This is a genomic window from Rhodopseudomonas sp. NSM (assembly GCF_052445935.1).
Lineage (GTDB): Bacteria > Pseudomonadota > Alphaproteobacteria > Rhizobiales > Xanthobacteraceae > Rhodopseudomonas.
Genome location: NZ_JBQTCH010000011.1, coordinates 1 through 15,921 on the forward strand (window position 1 = coordinate 1; position 15,921 = coordinate 15,921).

Below are 15,921 nucleotides of genomic sequence, written 5' to 3' on the forward strand. Positions count from 1 at the left end.
CTCGACCCGGCAATCCATCCCTCTTCGCAAAATCGCCTGTTGCGATCGCGCTATCAGGTCCGCTCCGCGGACGATGGATGCCCGGGTCAAGCCCGGGCATGACGACGGCAGATGTAGCGCGGGCCTTGCCTGGCGGCCGAGCGGAGCCTCACATCGGCCGGTAGGCGCGGACGTCGGACGGGACGGTGACGCCGAGCTTGATCTGGCCGACCGACCGGATGATGTCGTCGGCAAGCAGTTGCGCGAAGCAGGCGTAGCCCCAGTCGTTCATGTGCAGGCCGTCGGCGATGACGAAATTCTCGAACGGCAGCGCCTGCTTTTCGTGCCAGTCCTTCATCACCTGAAAGCGCGGGAAGATCGCGACCCGGCGCAGCTCGGCGAGCCGGCCGAGTGCGGCGATCATCTTGCCGGCGCTTTCGGCGCGCTCGTTGACCCGCGGCGCGTATTGCGGATCGACCAGCACCACGTCGGACCCGGTGGCCTGGATCGCCGCGATGCCCTCCTCGACCAGCCGGCCGGTCTCGGCCGGGTCGAGATTGCGCAGGATGGCGTTGGTGCCGACCTGCCAGATCACCAGATCGGGCTTGGCGTCGAGCACGGTGGCCTTCAGCCGCGCCATCATCTCGGGCGCGTCCTCGCCGCCCTTGCCGCTGTTGATCACGCTGATGTCGGCGCCCGGATAGTGGCGGCGCAGGCGCTCGGCCAGACGGTTCGGATAGTTGTTCGCCGGCGACGTCGAGCCGTAGCCCTGGGTCGACGACGAGCCGAACGCCACGATCACCACCGGCTGGCCGGCGATCAGCTTGCGGGCGACGTGGGGCAGCGAGCCGATCGACTTGCCGCCGCCCTTCGGCGCCAAACATGGCACCCGCGTCAGCGCATCGCCGGCCTGCCTGGCGGCCTGCTTGACCCGGTCGATGGTCTGGCCGGCGACGCCCTTCGGGGCGGCGTCACGCCCAGGTGGCGTCGGCTCGGCGGACCCGGCTTGCCCGGACGCGCCGGACACCGTGACACCCAGCAGCAACGCCGCCGCGACCGCAATTGCGGCGAACTCCGCGGACCTTCGACTCCTCATTAACGCAACGTCCTCAACTCCGACGGATTGATCTTCGCCGCATCGATGACGAAGGTCGACAGCGCACGCGCGAGGCAGTGATGCACCCGCATCGCCAGGTCGATCCCGGGCGAGGGATTGAACAGGTCGAACTCGCCGGTCTCGTTCCAGTGCCGCATCAGGGCGAAGCGGTCGAAAAGCGGCACGTCGTGTTCCTGCGCCACGGCTCGCATATTATCCAGATAGGGCGCCGGATTGATCATGGTTTCGATCCGGGGGCTGTATTGCAGATTCATCAGGATGACGTCGGCGCCGGCCTTCTGCGAGGCCTCGATGCCCGCGCTGAGCCCGTTGCGGAACTCGTCGGTATCGATCGAGCGGATCGCGTCGTAGGTCCCGGTCTGCCAGATCAGCAGCGCAGGCTTGCGGTCGGCAACGAGCTGGCCGAGCCCGGACGCGACTTCCGCGGCGGTGCGCTTGACCCGCATCTCGAAGGTGACGTTGACGGCGATGCCGGGCAGCCTGTCGCGCAGCAGCGTCTGCAGCCGTGCCGGATAGGCCGTGCTTTCGGCCGAGCTGATGCTGGAGGAGCGGCTGCCGACCACCAGAATGTCGAGCTTGCGGTCATTCTTGAGCGCAGCCACGACCCTGCCCAACGTGATCCCCGTGGACAGCATGTAGGCCGGGGCGTCGCAGCCCGGATGGGCCGGATCCGCAGCGGCGCGAGCCGGCGCGGCGAACGCGCCGAGCAGGGCCAAGCCCAGCACCCATCCCAAGCTGGCCAGTCCGCCCGCCCTCATGCATCGCCCCCCGCAAGGTCGGCATCCGGGCTTGTTTTTTGACCGCCGCCCTTTGCCACCGCGTTCTTGTACCATGAAAACAGCCATGCCGAGGCGGACATGATGACGATGCCGGCCAGGCTGACAAAGAAATGCATCACCGCTCCGCCGGAGATTTCGGCCAGCACGAAGTAGCCCGCGAATGCAAGGAAGATGCCGAGGCAGAAGATTTCCAGCGAATGCTGGCCGCACAGGATCAGCGGCCGCAGCCAGGGCGAATTCAGCCCGCGCCAGTCGCGATGCAGGAAGCGCACCGTGATCGCCGCCAGCGCCAGGAAGTGGGCGAAGCGCAGCACGTCGAGATTGGGCTTGTCGATCGGGTACATCCACTGCTCGAGCCATTTCGGTAGGATGTGGTAGAGCTGCGGCATGTGCCATGTCAGGGTGATGAAGAACGCCGCCAGCAGATAGGCCACCGACAGCCACAGCGTGACATTCGACGCCAGCACCCGCGACAGCCGCTGCGCGCCGCCCATCGCGCACCAGGCGCCAAACACGAACAGCAACTGCCATGCATAGGGATTGAACGCCCAGACGCCGCTCGGATAGGCGGTGAGGTGCAGATCGAACTGCCAGGTCGCGGCATACAGCAGCGTCGCCAGCGCCAGCGCGATATCGGGCGAACGCCGCATCGTCCACAGGATCGGCGGCAGGAAGAACATCAGCACGATGTACAGCGGCAGCACGTCCATATTGACCGGACGGAACCGCAGCAGCAGCGCCTGGACGATGGTGACGTCGGGCTGCTTGAGGAAGTCCAGGATGCCCATTTCTTCGGTATAGAGCGGGTTCTGGAAGCTGTTGGCGACGTAGGAGATCTCGGCGAGGAAGATCGTGAACAGGAAGACGTGGGCGACGTAGATCTGCCAGACCCGCTTCATGATCCGCGCCGACGCCACCACCACGCCCTGGTCGCGCATCGCGCGGCCGTAGACGAAGGCCGCAGTGTAGCCGGAAATGAAGATGAAGATCTCGGTGGCGTCGCTGAAGCCGTAATTGCGGATCGTCAGCCAGGTCAGCACATTGGCCGGCAGATGGTCGATGAAGATCAGCCACAGCGCCAGGCCGCGGAACAGATCGAGCCGCAATTCGCGCTTCGGCGGCGGCTTGCGTACTTCCGGTTGCAACGGCGGCGGCGGCAACGGGGCCGTGTCCTGCGGCGGCGGCGGGAGGCCCGCGGGCGGCGCTCCGGCGGTCGGTTCGGCGACGGGCGAGACTACGGGAGTGACGACGGGAGTCATGGGTTTCCGAACGGGCGCATCATCGCCATGGCGCAAATAGCCTCAGATCAGGAATCCAAATCTCCGCTCCTGATTTTGAACCGAAAGTGCTCTAGGCAGCAACTATGTTGAAAGCGCGGCTCCACGGATCGGCCGCGGGACCTGAAAATCGTTCCGAACGGCTGGTTTGGGCGGGGGAATCTGCGATATGATTGCGACGCAAGCTGGAACAAGCCTGATGTACCGCGCCATAACCCGCCAGATCGAGGTGACCGTCGAGCCGAACTATCTGCCGGAGCGCTCCTCTGCGGAGAATCGGCAGTTTTTCTGGTCCTACACCGTGGTGATCACCAACTCCGGCGCGGAGACCGTGAAGCTGCGCACCCGGCATTGGGTGATCACCGACGCTTCCGGCCGGACCCAGGAGGTCCGTGGCGAGGGCGTGGTCGGCGAACAGCCGGTGCTCGCGCCCGGCGAACGCTTCGAATACACCAGCGGCGTCCCCCTCCCCACCGCCTCCGGCTTCATGGCCGGCCGCTACCAGATGGAAAGCGAAAGCGGCGAGAAATTCGAGATCGACGTCCCGGCGTTCTCGCTGGACAGCCCGGAAGGCAAGCGGACGCTGAATTGACGCTCCGTGCCCCGGATGCTGCGCAGCGCGCCGCGCTTGCGGCGTGATGCGCTGCTGATCCGGGGCCCCGGTTGGGGTGCACCCGAGGCAGCTGCGGGACATCTCGTGTCGGACCGAAAAAACCGGGGTCCCGGATCTGCGAAGCAGCACTGCGTTCTGCATCGCGTCCGGGACACAGGTTGTTCTCAACGAGGAGCGAACTACTCGTTTGTCGCGGCGCCGTTGGTCGCCCCGGCGTCCTTCGCCTCTGCGTCCGCGGCTCCGCCGGCCGTCTCCACCCCCGCCTCGTCCGGCGTGAATTCGTAGACCGAGCTGCAGAACTCACAGGTCACCACGACCTTGCCGTCCTTGACCATGTCGGCGCGGTCTTGCGCCGAGAAGCGGGACAGCATGCCGGAGACGGCGGTGCGCGAGCAGGAGCATTGCGCGCGCAGCGGCAGCGACGAGAACACGCGGACGCCGCGCTCGTGGAACAGGCGGTACAGCAGCCGCTCGCCGGACAGGTCGGGATCGATCAGTTCGATGTCCTCGACGGTGGCGATCAGCGACTGGCCCTCGACCCAGGCGTCGTCCTCGGTCACGGCGTGGACCTCGGCGCCGTCCGGCGCGTCGCCGGGGTGCAGATCGGCCGGCCGCGCGCGCTCCGGCGCCTTCGGCAGGAACTGCAGCAGCATGCCGCCGGCGCGCCAATGGTGCCGGCCGCCCTCGCCGCCGCGCCATTCCTCGCCGACCGCGAGCCGCACCCTGGTGGGGATCTGCTCGGAGCGCAGGAAGTATTCGTGCGCGGCCTCCTCCAGCCCGCCGCCCTCCAGCGCCACCAGCCCCTGATAGCGGCTCATGTCCGGGCCCTGATCGATCGTCATCGCCAGATGGCCGTTGCCGAGCAGCGCGCCGGAATCGAGCCCGGGCGCGAGCTTGCTGTCGTCGAACCGCGCATAGGCGCGGAGCCGGTCGGGCGCCTGGAAATCGACGATCAGGAACGACACCGGACCGTCGGTCTGGGTCTGCAGGATGAAACGGCCATCGAATTTCAGCGCCGAGCCGAGCAGCGTCGCCAGCACGATCGCCTCGCCGAGCAGTTTGGCGACCGGCGTCGGATAAGCGTGCTTCTCCAGCAGCTCGTCGAGCGCCGGGCCGAGCCGGGTCAGCCGGCCGCGCAGATCGAGCGGGCCGACTTCGAACGGCAGCACAGCATCGTCGATCGGAACCGCGGACGGCGCGCGAACCGGGGGCGTCTCGGAGGTCTTGGGATTTTGCGATTGCGAGGTCATGGCGCTTATCTGGGGGCGGGAGGTGGGGATCGGAAGGGTCGAGCTGGAGGGCGAATGGCAGCGATGCAGGCGGCCTCTTCCTTCTCCCCCTGTGGGAGAAGGTGGCGCGGACGAAGTCCGCGTCGGATGAGGGGTGGACGCGAGGCACTGTGCCCGCCCCCTCACCCGCCTTCGCTGCGCTCAGGCACCCTCTCCCACAAGGGGAGAGGGAAAGTGGCGACTACGCCACCGCGCCCAGGCACCACGCCAAAATGCCCTTCTGCGCGTGCAGGCGGTTTTCGGCTTCGTCGAACACCACCGATTGCGGGCCGTCGATCACCTCGTCGGTGACCTCCTCGCCGCGATGCGCCGGCAGGCAGTGCATGAAGATCGCGTCCTTGTGGGCAAGCGACATCAGCTTGGCGTTGACCTGAAACGGCTTGAGCAGATTGTGGCGATGCTCGCCGTCCTTGTCGCCCATCGACACCCAGGTGTCGGTGACGACGCAATCGGCGCCGCGCACCGCCGCCTCCGGATCGTTGCCGAGCGTGATCGCGGCGCCGCTGGACTTGATCCAGTCGCGCAGCGCCTTGTTGGGCGCGAGCTGCGGCGGGGTGGCGACATTGAGCTTGAACTCGAAGCGCTGCGCCGCATGCGCGAACGACGCCAGCACGTTGTTGTCGTCGCCGGTCCAGGCCACGGTCGCGCCCTTGATCGAGCCGCGGTGCTCCTCGAACGTCATCACGTCGGCCATCACCTGGCACGGATGCGACCTGCGGGTGAGGCCGTTGATCACCGGCACGGTGGCGTTAGCGGCGAGCTCCAGCAGCGAATCGTGATTGAGGATGCGGATCATGATGATGTCGACGAAGCGCGACAACACCCGCGCGGTGTCGGCGATGGTCTCTCCGCGGCCGAGCTGCATCTCGGCGCCGGTCAGCATGATCGACTCGCCGCCGAGCTGGCGCATGCCGACGTCGAACGACACCCGCGTGCGGGTCGAGGGCTTCTCGAAGATCATCGCCAGCGTCTTGCCGGCGAGCGGCTTGTCCGAATCCGCATTGGCCTTGCGCTTCGCCTTCATCGCGTCGGCGGCGGCGAGCATGGCGCGCAGCTCCGAGGTCGGGACCTCGGTCAGATCGAGGAAATGCCGCGGGGCGTTGTTCATGGCAGGACTCTCGAGTCTCCTCACGGAACTGTTCTCGGCGCTACTCATCACACCGCCTCCCGCTGCGCGCCCTGGCCGGACAGCACGCCGCAGGCGCGCTCCAACCGCGTCACCGCCTCGTCGATCTCGGCCTCGCTGACGATCAGCGGCGGCAGCAACCGCACGACGTTGTCGCCGGCGCCGACCGTGAGCAGCTTCTGGTCACGCAGGGCGGCGACCAGATCGGGCGACGGCACCACCGCCTTGAGGCCGATCAGCAAACCCTCGCCGCGGACTTCGCTCAGCACCTGCGGATAGCGATCGACGATGCCGGCGAGCTTCTGCTTCAGCAGCAGCGAGATCTTCTTGACGTGATCGAAGAAGCCCGGCTTCAGCATCACGTCGAGCACGGCACTGGCGGCCGCGACCGCGAGCGGATTGCCGCCGAAGGTCGAGCCGTGCGAGCCCGGCGCCATGCCCTTGGCGGCGTCCGCGGTGGCGAGGCAGGCGCCGATCGGGAAGCCGCCGCCGAGCGCCTTGGCCAGTGACATGATATCAGGGGTGACGCCGATCCGCTGGTAGGCGAACAGCTCGCCGGTGCGGCCCATGCCGGTCTGCACCTCGTCGAAGATCAGCAGCAGACCATGGGCGTCGCACAATTCACGCAAGGCGCGGAAGAACGAAGGCTCCGGCGAGCGGACGCCGCCCTCGCCCTGCAGCGGCTCGATCAGGATGCCGGCGGTGGTCGGGCCGATCGCCTTCTTCACCGCCTCGATGTCGCCGAGCGGGACCTGGTCGAAGCCGCTCAACGGTTCGCCATAGCCTTCAAGATACTTCGCCGAGCCGGTGGCGGCGAGCGTGCCAAGCGTGCGGCCGTGGAACGCGCCCTCGAAGGTGATGATCCGGGTGCGCTCCGGCGAGCCGTTCGAGAAATGATGGTGCCGCGTCATCTTCAGCGCGCACTCCATCGCCTCGGCGCCGGAGTTGGCGAAGAACACGGTGTCGGCGAAGCTCTGCTCGCACAGTCGCGCGGCGAGGCGCTCGCCGTCCGGGCTCTTGAACAGGTTCGACATGTGCCACAGCCGGGTCGCCTGCTGCTGCAGCGCCTCGACCAGATGCGGGTGGCAATGACCGAGCGAATTGACCGCGACGCCGCTGGTGAAATCGAGATAGCGCTCGCCATTGGTGGAGACCAGCCAGACGCCCTCGCCGCGCTCGAAGGCGACATCCGCCCTCGCGAATACCGGCAGGAGATGGGACGTAGATGCTGTGCTCGACATGGCCGATCCGATCGGAAAAAGCGGGCCGCCGAGCCGGCCGCAATCACTGCGGTCGCGGGCCCGGCATGCCCCGGAAACGAAAGTACCCCGGAAACGAAACGTGCCGCCTTTCCAGGCGGCACGTGTAGTCATTCTAGGTGTGCTGAAGTGCCTGTCAACCGCGGCTTCGGCCAGGGTTCCCGGAGTTTGCCGCAAGCTCGCCGCTGTGACGTTCAAGACTCACCCGAGAGAGAAGGTGTGGACGCACCAGGTCTGACTCTTGCGCGTGAGTCACGCCATATTGTAGCGTTTTCCTCGTCAGGCACGACATGTCGTGCGCAGTTTGTAATCCTTTACGAGTTCTCGGTCGGGGCGAAACGCCCGGACGGCACCGGCCGTCCGGCGAGGGCTAAGGGATTCTGACGGCAGGACAATTGACGACCTCGCAGCCGCGGCTCGGCGCTGGACCAGTACCGCGCGGCAGGAAGGGATTGAGACGATGACGGCATTGACCTGGACCGACGAGCGCGTCGAGCAATTGAAGAAACTCTGGGAAGGCGGACTGTCGGCGAGTCAAATTGCCGCGGAGCTCGGCAATGTGACGCGCAACGCCGTGATCGGCAAGGTTCACCGCCTCGGCCTGTCGGGCCGGGCCAAGAGCCCGTCCTCGGCGGCGCCGCGGCCGCGCAAGGCGCGCCCCGCCCAGCACATGATGCGGGTGACGCGGCCGGTGGCGCGCGGCAATACCGCGCTGGCGCATGTGTTCGAAGTCGAGGCCGAGCCCGATCCGGTCGCCTTCGACAATGTGGTGCCGATGAACCAACGGCTGTCGCTGCTGGAGCTCAACGAGGCCACCTGCCACTGGCCGGTCGGCGATCCGTCGAGCCCGGAGTTTTTCTTCTGCGGCGGCAAGTCGCTGCCCGGCCTGCCCTATTGCTCGCATCATTCGCGGATCGCCTACCAGCCGGTCGGCGACCGCCGCCGCCAGCAGTCGAAGCCGACGCGGTAATCGCTCCTCTGCGCGGAGCATTGCCGCCGCCGCGCAGCGCCGTCCTCGCCGGGCTCGCCGCTCCCGACGGTCTTCGCCCGGCTCGACCGGGAGACCCAGTAACCCCGAGCGTCAGCACTTATCACCACCACTCTGCAATACTGGATCCTCCGCTTTCGCGGAGGATGACGATCGTCGGGACAGTTGCAGACGAAGCCGTCAGCGGCGCTTAGTAGCCGCAGGGTGGGCGAAGTCGCGGAGCGACGTTCCCCCGCGGATCACCTGACGAGCTGATGGTGGGCACGCTGCGCTTTGCCCACCCTACAGGTTGCTAACAGCTCGCCGCGCGTAGCCGCAGCGCCCGAGGTACAACAGCCCGTCATCGCCCGGCTCGACCGGGCGACCCAGTATCGCAGGGCGGCTGTGATGGAGTTGCCAGCGCCGCAGGGCGCGTCGTTATCACTCAGCAGCGCCTGGGAATACTGGATCCTCCGCCTTCGCGGAGGATGACAGCTGAGATGTGCGGCCGAGCCGGCGCAGGATCAGCCGAGCCGTAGGGTGGGCAAACTACTCCACCTTGGCGAAGCGGTCGTCGAGCGCGTAGCCGGCGCCGCGCACGGTGCGGATCGGGTCCTGCTCGCGGCCGGGATTGAGCAGCTTGCGCAGGCGCCCGATATGGACGTCGACGGTGCGCTCGTCGATGTAGATGTCGCGGCCCCAGACGCCGTCGAGCAGCTGCTCGCGGCTGAACACCCGGCCGGGATGTTCGAGGAAGAATTCGAGCAGGCGATATTCGGTCGGGCCGAGATCGATCGGCCGGCCCGAGCGCGCGACGCGGCGCTTGTCGCGGTCGAGCTCGAGGTCGCCATAGGTCAGCACGGTGGCGAGCCGCTCCGGCGCGGCGCGGCGCAACAGGCCCTTGACCCGCGCCAGCAGCTCCGGCACCGAGAACGGCTTGACGATGTAGTCGTCGGCGCCGGTGGCGAGGCCGCGGACGCGCTCGCTCTCCTCGCCGCGCGCGGTCAGCATGATGATCGGCAACTGCTTGGTGTCGGTCCGCGCCCGCAGCCGGCGGCACAGCTCGATGCCGGACAGGCCGGGCAGCATCCAGTCCAGCACCACCAGATCCGGCAGCCGCTCCTTCATGCGCGTATCGGCGTCGTCGCCACGGGCGACGGTTTCGACGTCGTAACCGTCGGATTCGAGATTGTACCGCAGCAGCGTGGTCAGCGCTTCCTCGTCTTCGACCACCAGAATGCGCGCACCCATGTATCGTCCTCGTCTTCAGTCGAGCGGATCCGGGGCGCGATCTGCGCCCCGCTGATACGCGTCAGTTGCCCGGCGTCGCGTTGGCGAAGGTGGTCACGTCGCCCTTCGGTCGCTTGTCCAGAATCTGCTGGCCCTCGACCATGTAGAACACGGTCTCGGCGATGTTGGTGGCATGATCGCCGATCCGCTCGATGTTCTTGGCGCAGAACATCAGGTGAATGCAGAACGAGATGTTGCGCGGATCTTCCATCATGTAGGTCAGGAGTTCGCGGAACAGCGAGGTGCAGATCGCGTCGACTTCCTCGTCGCCGTTCCACACCACCATCGCCGCCGGCAGGTCGTGCGCGGTGTAGGCGTCGAGCACCGCCTTGACCTGCGACTGCACCAGATCGGTCATGTGTTCGAGGCCGCGGATCAGCTTCAGCGGATGGAAATCGCTGTCGATCGCGTTGACCCGCTTGCCGATGTTCTTCGACAAATCGCCGATCCGCTCGAGATCGGTGGCGACGCGCATCGCGCCGACGATCTCGCGCAGGTCGACCGCCATCGGCTGCCGCCGCGCGATCGTCAGCACGGCGTGCTCCTCGATGACGCGCTGCATCTGGTCGATCTCGGCATCGGCGGTGACGACGCGGGCGCCGAGCGCGACGTCGCGCCGGACCAGTGCATCGACCGAATCGACGATCTGGCGTTCGGCCAGCCCGCCCATCTCCGCGACCATCCGCGTCAGTTCCTGCAGGTCGCCGTCGAACGCCTTGGTGGTGTGTTCGAAGCCCATGTCCATTCTCCTCGCGCGTGGCGCGTCAGCCGAACCGGCCGGTGATGTAGTCCTGGGTGCGCCGGTCGTTCGGCGAGGTGAAGATCTTGTTGGTCGGACCGAACTCGATCAGTTCGCCGAGATACATGAAGGCGGTCGATTCCGAGACGCGCGCCGCCTGCTGCATGTTGTGGGTGACGATGGCGATGGTGTAGTCTTCCTTCAATTCGTCGATCAGTTCCTCGATCTTCGCGGTCGAGATCGGGTCGAGCGCCGAGCACGGCTCGTCGAACAGGATGACTTCCGGCCGCACCGCGATGGTGCGGGCGATGCACAGACGCTGCTGCTGGCCGCCGGACAGGCTGAGCCCCGAGGCGCTGAGCTTGTCCTTGACCTCGTTCCACAGCGCGCCGCCGCGCAGCGCCTTCTCGACCCGGCCGTCCATCTCCGACTTCGAGATCTTCTCGTACAGCCGGATGCCGAAGGCGATGTTCTCGTAGATCGTCATCGGAAACGGCGTCGGCTTCTGGAACACCATGCCGACCCGCGCCCGCAGCAGATTGAGGTCGAGCTTCGCATCGAGGACGTTGTGGCCATCGAGCATCACCTGTCCCTCGGCACGCTGGCCGGGGTAGAGGTCGTACATCCGGTTGAACACCCGCAGCAGGGTGGATTTGCCGCAGCCGGACGGGCCGATGAAGGCGGTGACGCGGTTGGCGGCGAGATTGAGGTTGATGTCCTTCAGCGCGCGGTTGTCGCCGTAATAGAAGTTCAGATCGCGCACGGTGACCTTCGCGGGGCCGTCGGGCAACTCGATCGCCCCGGGAGCCGGTCCGGCCGGAAGGCTGGTCGCAATGGAGATGTCGGTCATTTCGGGGTCCTCTCGGCGCCGAGAATGCGCGCGCCAATGTTCAGGGCAAGCACGGTGAGGGTGATGATCAGGGCTCCGGTCCAGGCCAGTTGTTTCCAGTACTCGTAGGGGCTCTGCACGAAGTTGTTGATGGTGACCGGCAGGTTGGCCATCGTCTTGGACAGATCGAGGCTGAAGAACTGGTTGCTGAGCGCGGTGAACAGCAGCGGCGCGGTTTCGCCGGCGACCCGCGCGGTCGCCAGCAGCACGCCGGTGATGAGGCCGGCGCGGGCGGCGCGGTAGGAGATCCGCTTGATCACCAGCGAGCGCGGCAGGCCGAGCGCGGCGGCGGCCTCGCGCAGCGAGCCCGGAACCAGCAGCAGCATGTCCTCGGTGGTGCGCACCACCACCGGGATCACGATCACCGCCAGCGCCAGCGCGCCGGCGAAGGCCGAGAACCCGCCCATCGGCACCACGACGGCGCCGTAGATGAACAGGCCGATGATGATCGACGGCGCGCTGAGCAGGATGTCGTTGATGAAGCGGATCACCGAGGTGAGCCGGTCGTAGCGGCCGTATTCGGCCAGATAGGTGCCGGCGAACAGCCCGAGCGGGGCGCCGATGCCGACCCCGAACAGGGTCATGATCGCGGAGCCGACGATGGCGTTGAGCAGCCCGCCTTCGGCGGAGCCCGGCGGCGGCGTGTTCTGCGTGAAGATCTGGACGCTGAGCCCGGCGAAGCCGTTGTAGAACAGCGTGAACAGGATCATCGCGAGCCAGGACACGCCGAACAGCGTGGCGCCGTAGCACAGCGCCTTGATGATGAAATCAGAGCGGCGGCGGGAGGCATAAACCGGATTCATGATCAATTCCCCGCCTTCTTTTCGAGCCGCATCAGCATCAGCCGCGCCGCCGTCAGCACCAGGAAGGTGAGGATGAAGAGCAGCAGGCCGAGCAGGATCAGTCCGGACTGGTGCAGCCCGTCGCTTTCGGCGAATTCCGAGGCGATCGCGGCCGAGATCGTGGTGCCCGGCGAGAAGATCGAGCCGGTGATCCGGAAGGCGTTGCCGATGATGAAGGTGACCGCCATGGTTTCGCCGAGCGCGCGGCCGAGCGCCAGCATGATGCCGCCGATCACGCCGACCCTTGTGTAGGGGATCACCACGCTGCGAACCACTTCCCAGGTGGTGCAGCCGACGCCGTAGGCGGCTTCCTTCAGCACCGGCGGCACGGTCTTGAACACGTCGACCGAGATCGCGGTGATGAACGGCAGCACCATGATGGCCAGGATCAGCGAGGCGTTGAACAGGCTGAGATAGGACGGCGGCCCGGCGAAGATCGTCTCCAGCACCGGCACGCCCTCGAAGGCGCGGATCATGTAGGGCTGCATGTAGTTCGCCATGAACGGCCCGAGCACGAAGAAGCCCCACATGCCGTAGATGATCGACGGGATGCCGGCCAGCAGTTCGACCGCGAGGCCGATCGGGCGCCGCAGCCATTGCGGGCACAGCTCGGTGAGGAAGATCGCGATCCCGAGCCCGATCGGAATGGCGATCACCATGGCGATCACCGAGGTGACCAGCGTGCCATAGATCGGCCCGAGCGCGCCGAGGATCGGCGGATCATTGGCCGGCGCCCAGCGCGCGGTGAACAGAAAGGAGAACCCGAATTCCTGGATCGCCGGCCATGCGCCGGCAATCAGCGACAGGATGATGCCGCCGAGGATCAGCAACACCGAAATCGCGCATGCGCGCGTCGTCCAGTAGAACGCGGTATCGCCGGCCTTGAACGCGCCGAGGGCTCTGGCGCGGTCGTAAGGTCCGGCGGCCTCCATTCCTGTGGTCTGAACCGCCATGTCTGCCACGCCCGTCACCCTGATGTTGTCACGCTACCCGAACGCAACGTGCGCCCTGAAGCGATTTGTTTGAACTGATCGCAATTGAACCGGATGCAGAAGCCTCAAGCCCGGGAGCCCCACCTCGGGCAAGACGAATCCCGGACGAGTCGCACATGGATCACGCCGCGAAGCCCTGCGGCCCAGGCCGGCCCAGGCACCGGGATCCATCGTCACCTCGGTGGTGATGAATCCCGGCCTGGCTCGCCTCACCCGCGGCCGGACGACGTCCGGTCCGCGAGTGTCGTTGTCGGGTCAGATCAGCTCTTGATCTCGGCGGACCAGGTCTTCTCGACCTGCTTGACCACCGACGGGGGCATCGGGATGTAGTCGAGTTCTTCGGCCATCTTGTCGCCCTTCTCGAACGCCCAGGTGAAGAACTTGATGGCTTCCGAGGAGGCCGCCTTGTCGACCGGCTCCTTGTGCATCAGGATGAAGGTGGCGCCGGTGATCGGCCAGGAGGCCTCGCCGGGCTGGTTGGTCAGGATCACGTAGTAATTCTTCGATCCGGCCCAGTCGGCGTTGGCGGCCGCGGCCTGGAAAGCAGCAACAGTGGGCTGCACGGTCTTGCCGGCCTTGTTGACGATCGCGCCGTAGGTCAGCTTGTTCTGCTTGGCGTAGGCATATTCGACATAGCCGATCGAGTTCTTGGTCTGGCTGACGTTGCCGGCAACGCCTTCGTTACCCTTGGCGCCGACGCCGACCGGCCACTCGACCGCCGTGCCGGAACCGACCTTGGTCTTCCATTCCGAATTGACCTTCGACAGGTAGTCGGTCCACAGGAACGTCGTGCCCGAACCGTCGGAGCGGCGCACCACGGTGATCGCGTCGCTCGGCAGCTTCAGCTTCGGATTGAGCTTGGCAATCGCCGGATCGTTCCAGGTCTTGATCTTGCCGAGATAGATGTCGCCCAGCAGTTCGCCGGTGAACACCATCTCGCCGGGCTTGATGCCCTCGAGGTTCATCACCGGAACCAGCGCGCCCATCGCCTGGGGCCACTGGATCATGCCTTCCTTTTCGAGCTGCTCGGGCTTCAGCGGCATGTCGCTGGCACCGAAGGTCACGGTCTTGGCGATGATCTGCTTGATGCCGGCGCCCGAACCGATCGACTGGTAATTGAGGCCGTTGCCGGTCTCTTTCTTGTAAGCATCCGCCCACTTCGAATACAGCGGGAACGGGAAGGTGGCGCCCGCGCCGGTGATGTCGGCCGCGAAGGCCGAGGTCGACGCCGCAACCAGTCCGGCTGCGACGATGGACTTGATGAAATTCATGATGGTCTCCGTTGGTAAGCGAAGCGCTGAACGCGCCCGACTGCGCTTACCCCGCTCGCTTTACGAGCGGTCGATTGACCTTTTATGAGGGTTTGATGACACTCATGTGACTAGTGTAACCAACTGAAATAACGTCAATTTTCGGCGCGAACCTAGGGCTTTACCGGAGGAAAACAGACGGTGAAAGTCGCGCCGTTTTTTGGTACGCTTTCGATCAAAAGCCGGCCCCGGTGGCGGTTAACAATATGTTTCACCAGCGATAATCCTAATCCAGTACCGCCCTGGGAGCGGCTATCGCCGACGTCGACCCGGTAAAATCGCTCGGTCAGCCGGGGCAGATGTTCGGGCGCGATGCCGGGGCCGAAGTCGCGCACCGCGACGCGATATTCGGTGCCGCCGTCCGTGGACGATGTCGCCGCGACCGAGACCACGACGCGGCCACCGGAGGCGCCGTATTTCAGCGCGTTCTCGATCAGGTTCTCGAATACCCGCAGCAATTCCTCGCGGTCGCCCGCGATTACCGCCGGAGCCGCGGGCATTTCGATTTCGATCGCGACCTGGCGTTCCTTCGCCAGCGGTTCGAGCCCGTCGGCGACCTGCCTGATCAGCGGCGCGAGCTCGATCTGCACATCCGGCCGGACATGGGCGCTGAGCTCGACCCGCGACAGCGACAGCAGATCGTCGATCAGCCGCGCCATCCGCGTCGCCTGCGCCTGCATGATGCCGAGAAAGCGCTCGCGCGCCTTGGCATCGTCGCGCGCCGGCCCCTGCAGCGTTTCGATGAAGCCGGACAGCGCCGCCAGCGGCGTGCGCAATTCGTGACTGGCATTGGCGACGAAATCGACGCGCATCTCCTCGACGCGGCGCAGCGGCGTGAGATCGTGAAACGTCATCAGCATGCACTGGTCCATGCCACCGAACGCGGTCGGCACCTGCACCGGCGCGATGATCAGTTCGAGCCAGCGCTCGATCGGCGCGTGATCCAGATAGCTGACGCGACGCGGCTCGGCGGTGGCGATCGCCTCGCGCAGCGCGACGACGATTTCGGGATTGCGCAGCGCGAATTGCGCGAGTTCGCGGACACGCAGCGCCGGCGCGAGCTGCGCCGCGGCGGCATTGAGATGCAGCACCCGACCGGCGCGATCGAGCAGCACGGCGGGGTCGGGCATGCCGGCCACGATGGCGCGCACCACCGGCGTCTCGACCGGGCTGACGCCGGGAACGTCGTCGCGCTTGTGCACCACATCGTGCAGCCGCCACGGCACCAGGGCCGCCGCCGCGACGCAGAAGAACACCGCGCCCGCGGCGATGGCGGAGATCTCGCCGAGCGCAGCCAGCGTCGCCAGCGCGATTGCGGCTGCGAGCAGAATGATCGCGGCGTGACGCAGGCGGTCCGCCCAGGGCGTCACCACCGGCGCGGGGGTCTTGTCCGGGGGCTGGACCGGCGGTGCGCCGTGGCGGGTGGACTCGTCGGGCGCATGCGCGATCATGG

The 15,921-nt window shown here is 66.4% G+C and carries 15 protein-coding genes; 2 read left to right on the top strand and 13 right to left on the bottom strand.

Going from position 1 to position 15,921, the window contains the following annotated elements:
• Nucleotides 1-148 precede the first annotated feature (148 nt).
• The 3 genes from ACTZWT_RS22565 to ACTZWT_RS22575 are packed head-to-tail and all read right to left on the bottom strand — an operon-like array spanning nt 149 to nt 3,134.
• Entirely contained in the window at nt 149-1,075 is a 927-nt protein-coding gene (locus ACTZWT_RS22565; RefSeq protein WP_444771924.1) for an SGNH/GDSL hydrolase family protein, read from the bottom strand.
• A complete protein-coding gene (locus tag ACTZWT_RS22570) occupies nt 1,075-1,854 on the bottom strand; it encodes an SGNH/GDSL hydrolase family protein (protein WP_444771925.1) in 780 nt (259 codons plus the stop codon). Before ACTZWT_RS22570 ends, ACTZWT_RS22565 begins: the two co-directional genes overlap by 1 nt.
• Nucleotides 1,851-3,134: an OpgC domain-containing protein gene (locus ACTZWT_RS22575; protein WP_444771926.1), complete on the bottom strand. Its 1,284-nt coding sequence runs from the start codon at nt 3,132-3,134 to the stop codon at nt 1,851-1,853. The genes ACTZWT_RS22570 and ACTZWT_RS22575 overlap by 4 nt, the downstream gene beginning before the upstream one ends.
• Before the next feature lie 217 nt (nt 3,135-3,351).
• On the opposite strand from ACTZWT_RS22575, the gene apaG reads away from it, so the two are divergent.
• Entirely contained in the window at nt 3,352-3,744 is a 393-nt protein-coding gene (gene apaG, locus ACTZWT_RS22580) for a Co2+/Mg2+ efflux protein ApaG (protein WP_444771927.1), read from the top strand.
• Between the two features lie 200 nt (nt 3,745-3,944).
• On the opposite strand, the gene ACTZWT_RS22585 is transcribed toward apaG, so the two are convergent.
• The 3 genes from ACTZWT_RS22585 to ACTZWT_RS22595 all read right to left on the bottom strand — a co-directional run bounded on the left by ACTZWT_RS22585 (nt 3,945) and on the right by ACTZWT_RS22595 (nt 7,421).
• Complete coding sequence (locus ACTZWT_RS22585) at nt 3,945-5,015, bottom strand: Hsp33 family molecular chaperone (RefSeq protein ID WP_444771928.1); 1,071 nt, start codon at nt 5,013-5,015, stop codon at nt 3,945-3,947.
• A 220-nt stretch (nt 5,016-5,235) separates the two neighbouring features.
• Nucleotides 5,236-6,162: an ornithine carbamoyltransferase gene (gene argF / locus ACTZWT_RS22590; RefSeq protein WP_444771929.1), complete on the bottom strand. Its 927-nt coding sequence runs from the start codon at nt 6,160-6,162 to the stop codon at nt 5,236-5,238.
• Nucleotides 6,163-6,209: 47 nt separating this feature from the next.
• Nucleotides 6,210-7,421 (bottom strand): aspartate aminotransferase family protein, encoded by a 1,212-nt coding sequence (locus tag ACTZWT_RS22595; RefSeq protein ID WP_444771930.1) that lies wholly within the window; start codon nt 7,419-7,421, stop codon nt 6,210-6,212.
• 478 nt (nt 7,422-7,899) lie between these two features.
• Here ACTZWT_RS22595 and ACTZWT_RS22600 point away from each other — a divergent pair, with 478 nt between their 5' ends.
• Complete coding sequence (locus ACTZWT_RS22600) at nt 7,900-8,409, top strand: GcrA family cell cycle regulator (RefSeq protein WP_444771931.1); 510 nt, start codon at nt 7,900-7,902, stop codon at nt 8,407-8,409.
• Nucleotides 8,410-8,955: 546 nt separating this feature from the next.
• Here ACTZWT_RS22600 and phoB read toward each other — a convergent pair.
• The 7 genes from phoB to ACTZWT_RS22635 form a co-directional block, all read right to left on the bottom strand.
• Nucleotides 8,956-9,657: a phosphate regulon transcriptional regulator PhoB gene (gene phoB / locus ACTZWT_RS22605; protein WP_011439681.1), complete on the bottom strand. Its 702-nt coding sequence runs from the start codon at nt 9,655-9,657 to the stop codon at nt 8,956-8,958.
• 61 nt (nt 9,658-9,718) lie between these two features.
• Nucleotides 9,719-10,435 carry a phosphate signaling complex protein PhoU gene (gene phoU / locus ACTZWT_RS22610; RefSeq protein WP_444771932.1) on the bottom strand — a complete coding sequence of 239 codons (717 nt, stop codon included), beginning with the start codon at nt 10,433-10,435 and terminating at the stop codon, nt 9,719-9,721.
• A 25-nt stretch (nt 10,436-10,460) separates the two neighbouring features.
• On the bottom strand, nt 10,461-11,285 hold the full coding sequence (gene pstB / locus ACTZWT_RS22615; protein WP_444771933.1) for a phosphate ABC transporter ATP-binding protein PstB: 825 nt from the start codon (nt 11,283-11,285) through the stop codon (nt 10,461-10,463).
• Nucleotides 11,282-12,127 (bottom strand): phosphate ABC transporter permease PstA, encoded by an 846-nt coding sequence (gene pstA / locus ACTZWT_RS22620; RefSeq protein WP_444771934.1) that lies wholly within the window; start codon nt 12,125-12,127, stop codon nt 11,282-11,284. Before pstA ends, pstB begins: the two co-directional genes overlap by 4 nt.
• A 2-nt stretch (nt 12,128-12,129) precedes the next feature.
• Complete coding sequence (gene pstC / locus ACTZWT_RS22625) at nt 12,130-13,128, bottom strand: phosphate ABC transporter permease subunit PstC (protein WP_322514637.1); 999 nt, start codon at nt 13,126-13,128, stop codon at nt 12,130-12,132.
• Nucleotides 13,129-13,418: 290 nt separating this feature from the next.
• Nucleotides 13,419-14,429, bottom strand: a complete 1,011-nt coding sequence (pstS, locus tag ACTZWT_RS22630; RefSeq protein WP_444771935.1) for a phosphate ABC transporter substrate-binding protein PstS — start codon at nt 14,427-14,429, stop codon at nt 13,419-13,421.
• Nucleotides 14,430-14,581: 152 nt separating this feature from the next.
• On the bottom strand, nt 14,582-15,919 hold the full coding sequence (locus ACTZWT_RS22635) for a sensor histidine kinase (protein ID WP_444771936.1): 1,338 nt from the start codon (nt 15,917-15,919) through the stop codon (nt 14,582-14,584).
• Between the last annotated feature and the right edge of the window lie 2 nt (nt 15,920-15,921).

What these genes read in the sequence shown, in the direction of transcription:
- ACTZWT_RS22565 (WP_444771924.1), bottom strand. Translation starts at nt 1,075, where the DNA reads ATGAGGAGTCGAAGGTCCGCGGAGTTCGCCGCAATTGCGGTCGCGGCG.
- ACTZWT_RS22570 (WP_444771925.1), bottom strand. Translation starts at nt 1,854, where the DNA reads ATGAGGGCGGGCGGACTGGCCAGCTTGGGATGGGTGCTGGGCTTGGCC.
- ACTZWT_RS22575 (WP_444771926.1), bottom strand. Translation starts at nt 3,134, where the DNA reads ATGACTCCCGTCGTCACTCCCGTAGTCTCGCCCGTCGCCGAACCGACC.
- apaG (WP_444771927.1), top strand. Translation starts at nt 3,352, where the DNA reads ATGTACCGCGCCATAACCCGCCAGATCGAGGTGACCGTCGAGCCGAAC.
- ACTZWT_RS22585 (WP_444771928.1), bottom strand. Translation starts at nt 5,015, where the DNA reads ATGACCTCGCAATCGCAAAATCCCAAGACCTCCGAGACGCCCCCGGTT.
- argF (WP_444771929.1), bottom strand. Translation starts at nt 6,162, where the DNA reads ATGAACAACGCCCCGCGGCATTTCCTCGATCTGACCGAGGTCCCGACC.
- ACTZWT_RS22595 (WP_444771930.1), bottom strand. Translation starts at nt 7,421, where the DNA reads ATGTCGAGCACAGCATCTACGTCCCATCTCCTGCCGGTATTCGCGAGG.
- ACTZWT_RS22600 (WP_444771931.1), top strand. Translation starts at nt 7,900, where the DNA reads ATGACGGCATTGACCTGGACCGACGAGCGCGTCGAGCAATTGAAGAAA.
- phoB (WP_011439681.1), bottom strand. Translation starts at nt 9,657, where the DNA reads ATGGGTGCGCGCATTCTGGTGGTCGAAGACGAGGAAGCGCTGACCACG.
- phoU (WP_444771932.1), bottom strand. Translation starts at nt 10,435, where the DNA reads ATGGGCTTCGAACACACCACCAAGGCGTTCGACGGCGACCTGCAGGAA.
- pstB (WP_444771933.1), bottom strand. Translation starts at nt 11,285, where the DNA reads ATGACCGACATCTCCATTGCGACCAGCCTTCCGGCCGGACCGGCTCCC.
- pstA (WP_444771934.1), bottom strand. Translation starts at nt 12,127, where the DNA reads ATGAATCCGGTTTATGCCTCCCGCCGCCGCTCTGATTTCATCATCAAG.
- pstS (WP_444771935.1), bottom strand. Translation starts at nt 14,429, where the DNA reads ATGAATTTCATCAAGTCCATCGTCGCAGCCGGACTGGTTGCGGCGTCG.
- ACTZWT_RS22635 (WP_444771936.1), bottom strand. Translation starts at nt 15,919, where the DNA reads ATGATCGCGCATGCGCCCGACGAGTCCACCCGCCACGGCGCACCGCCG.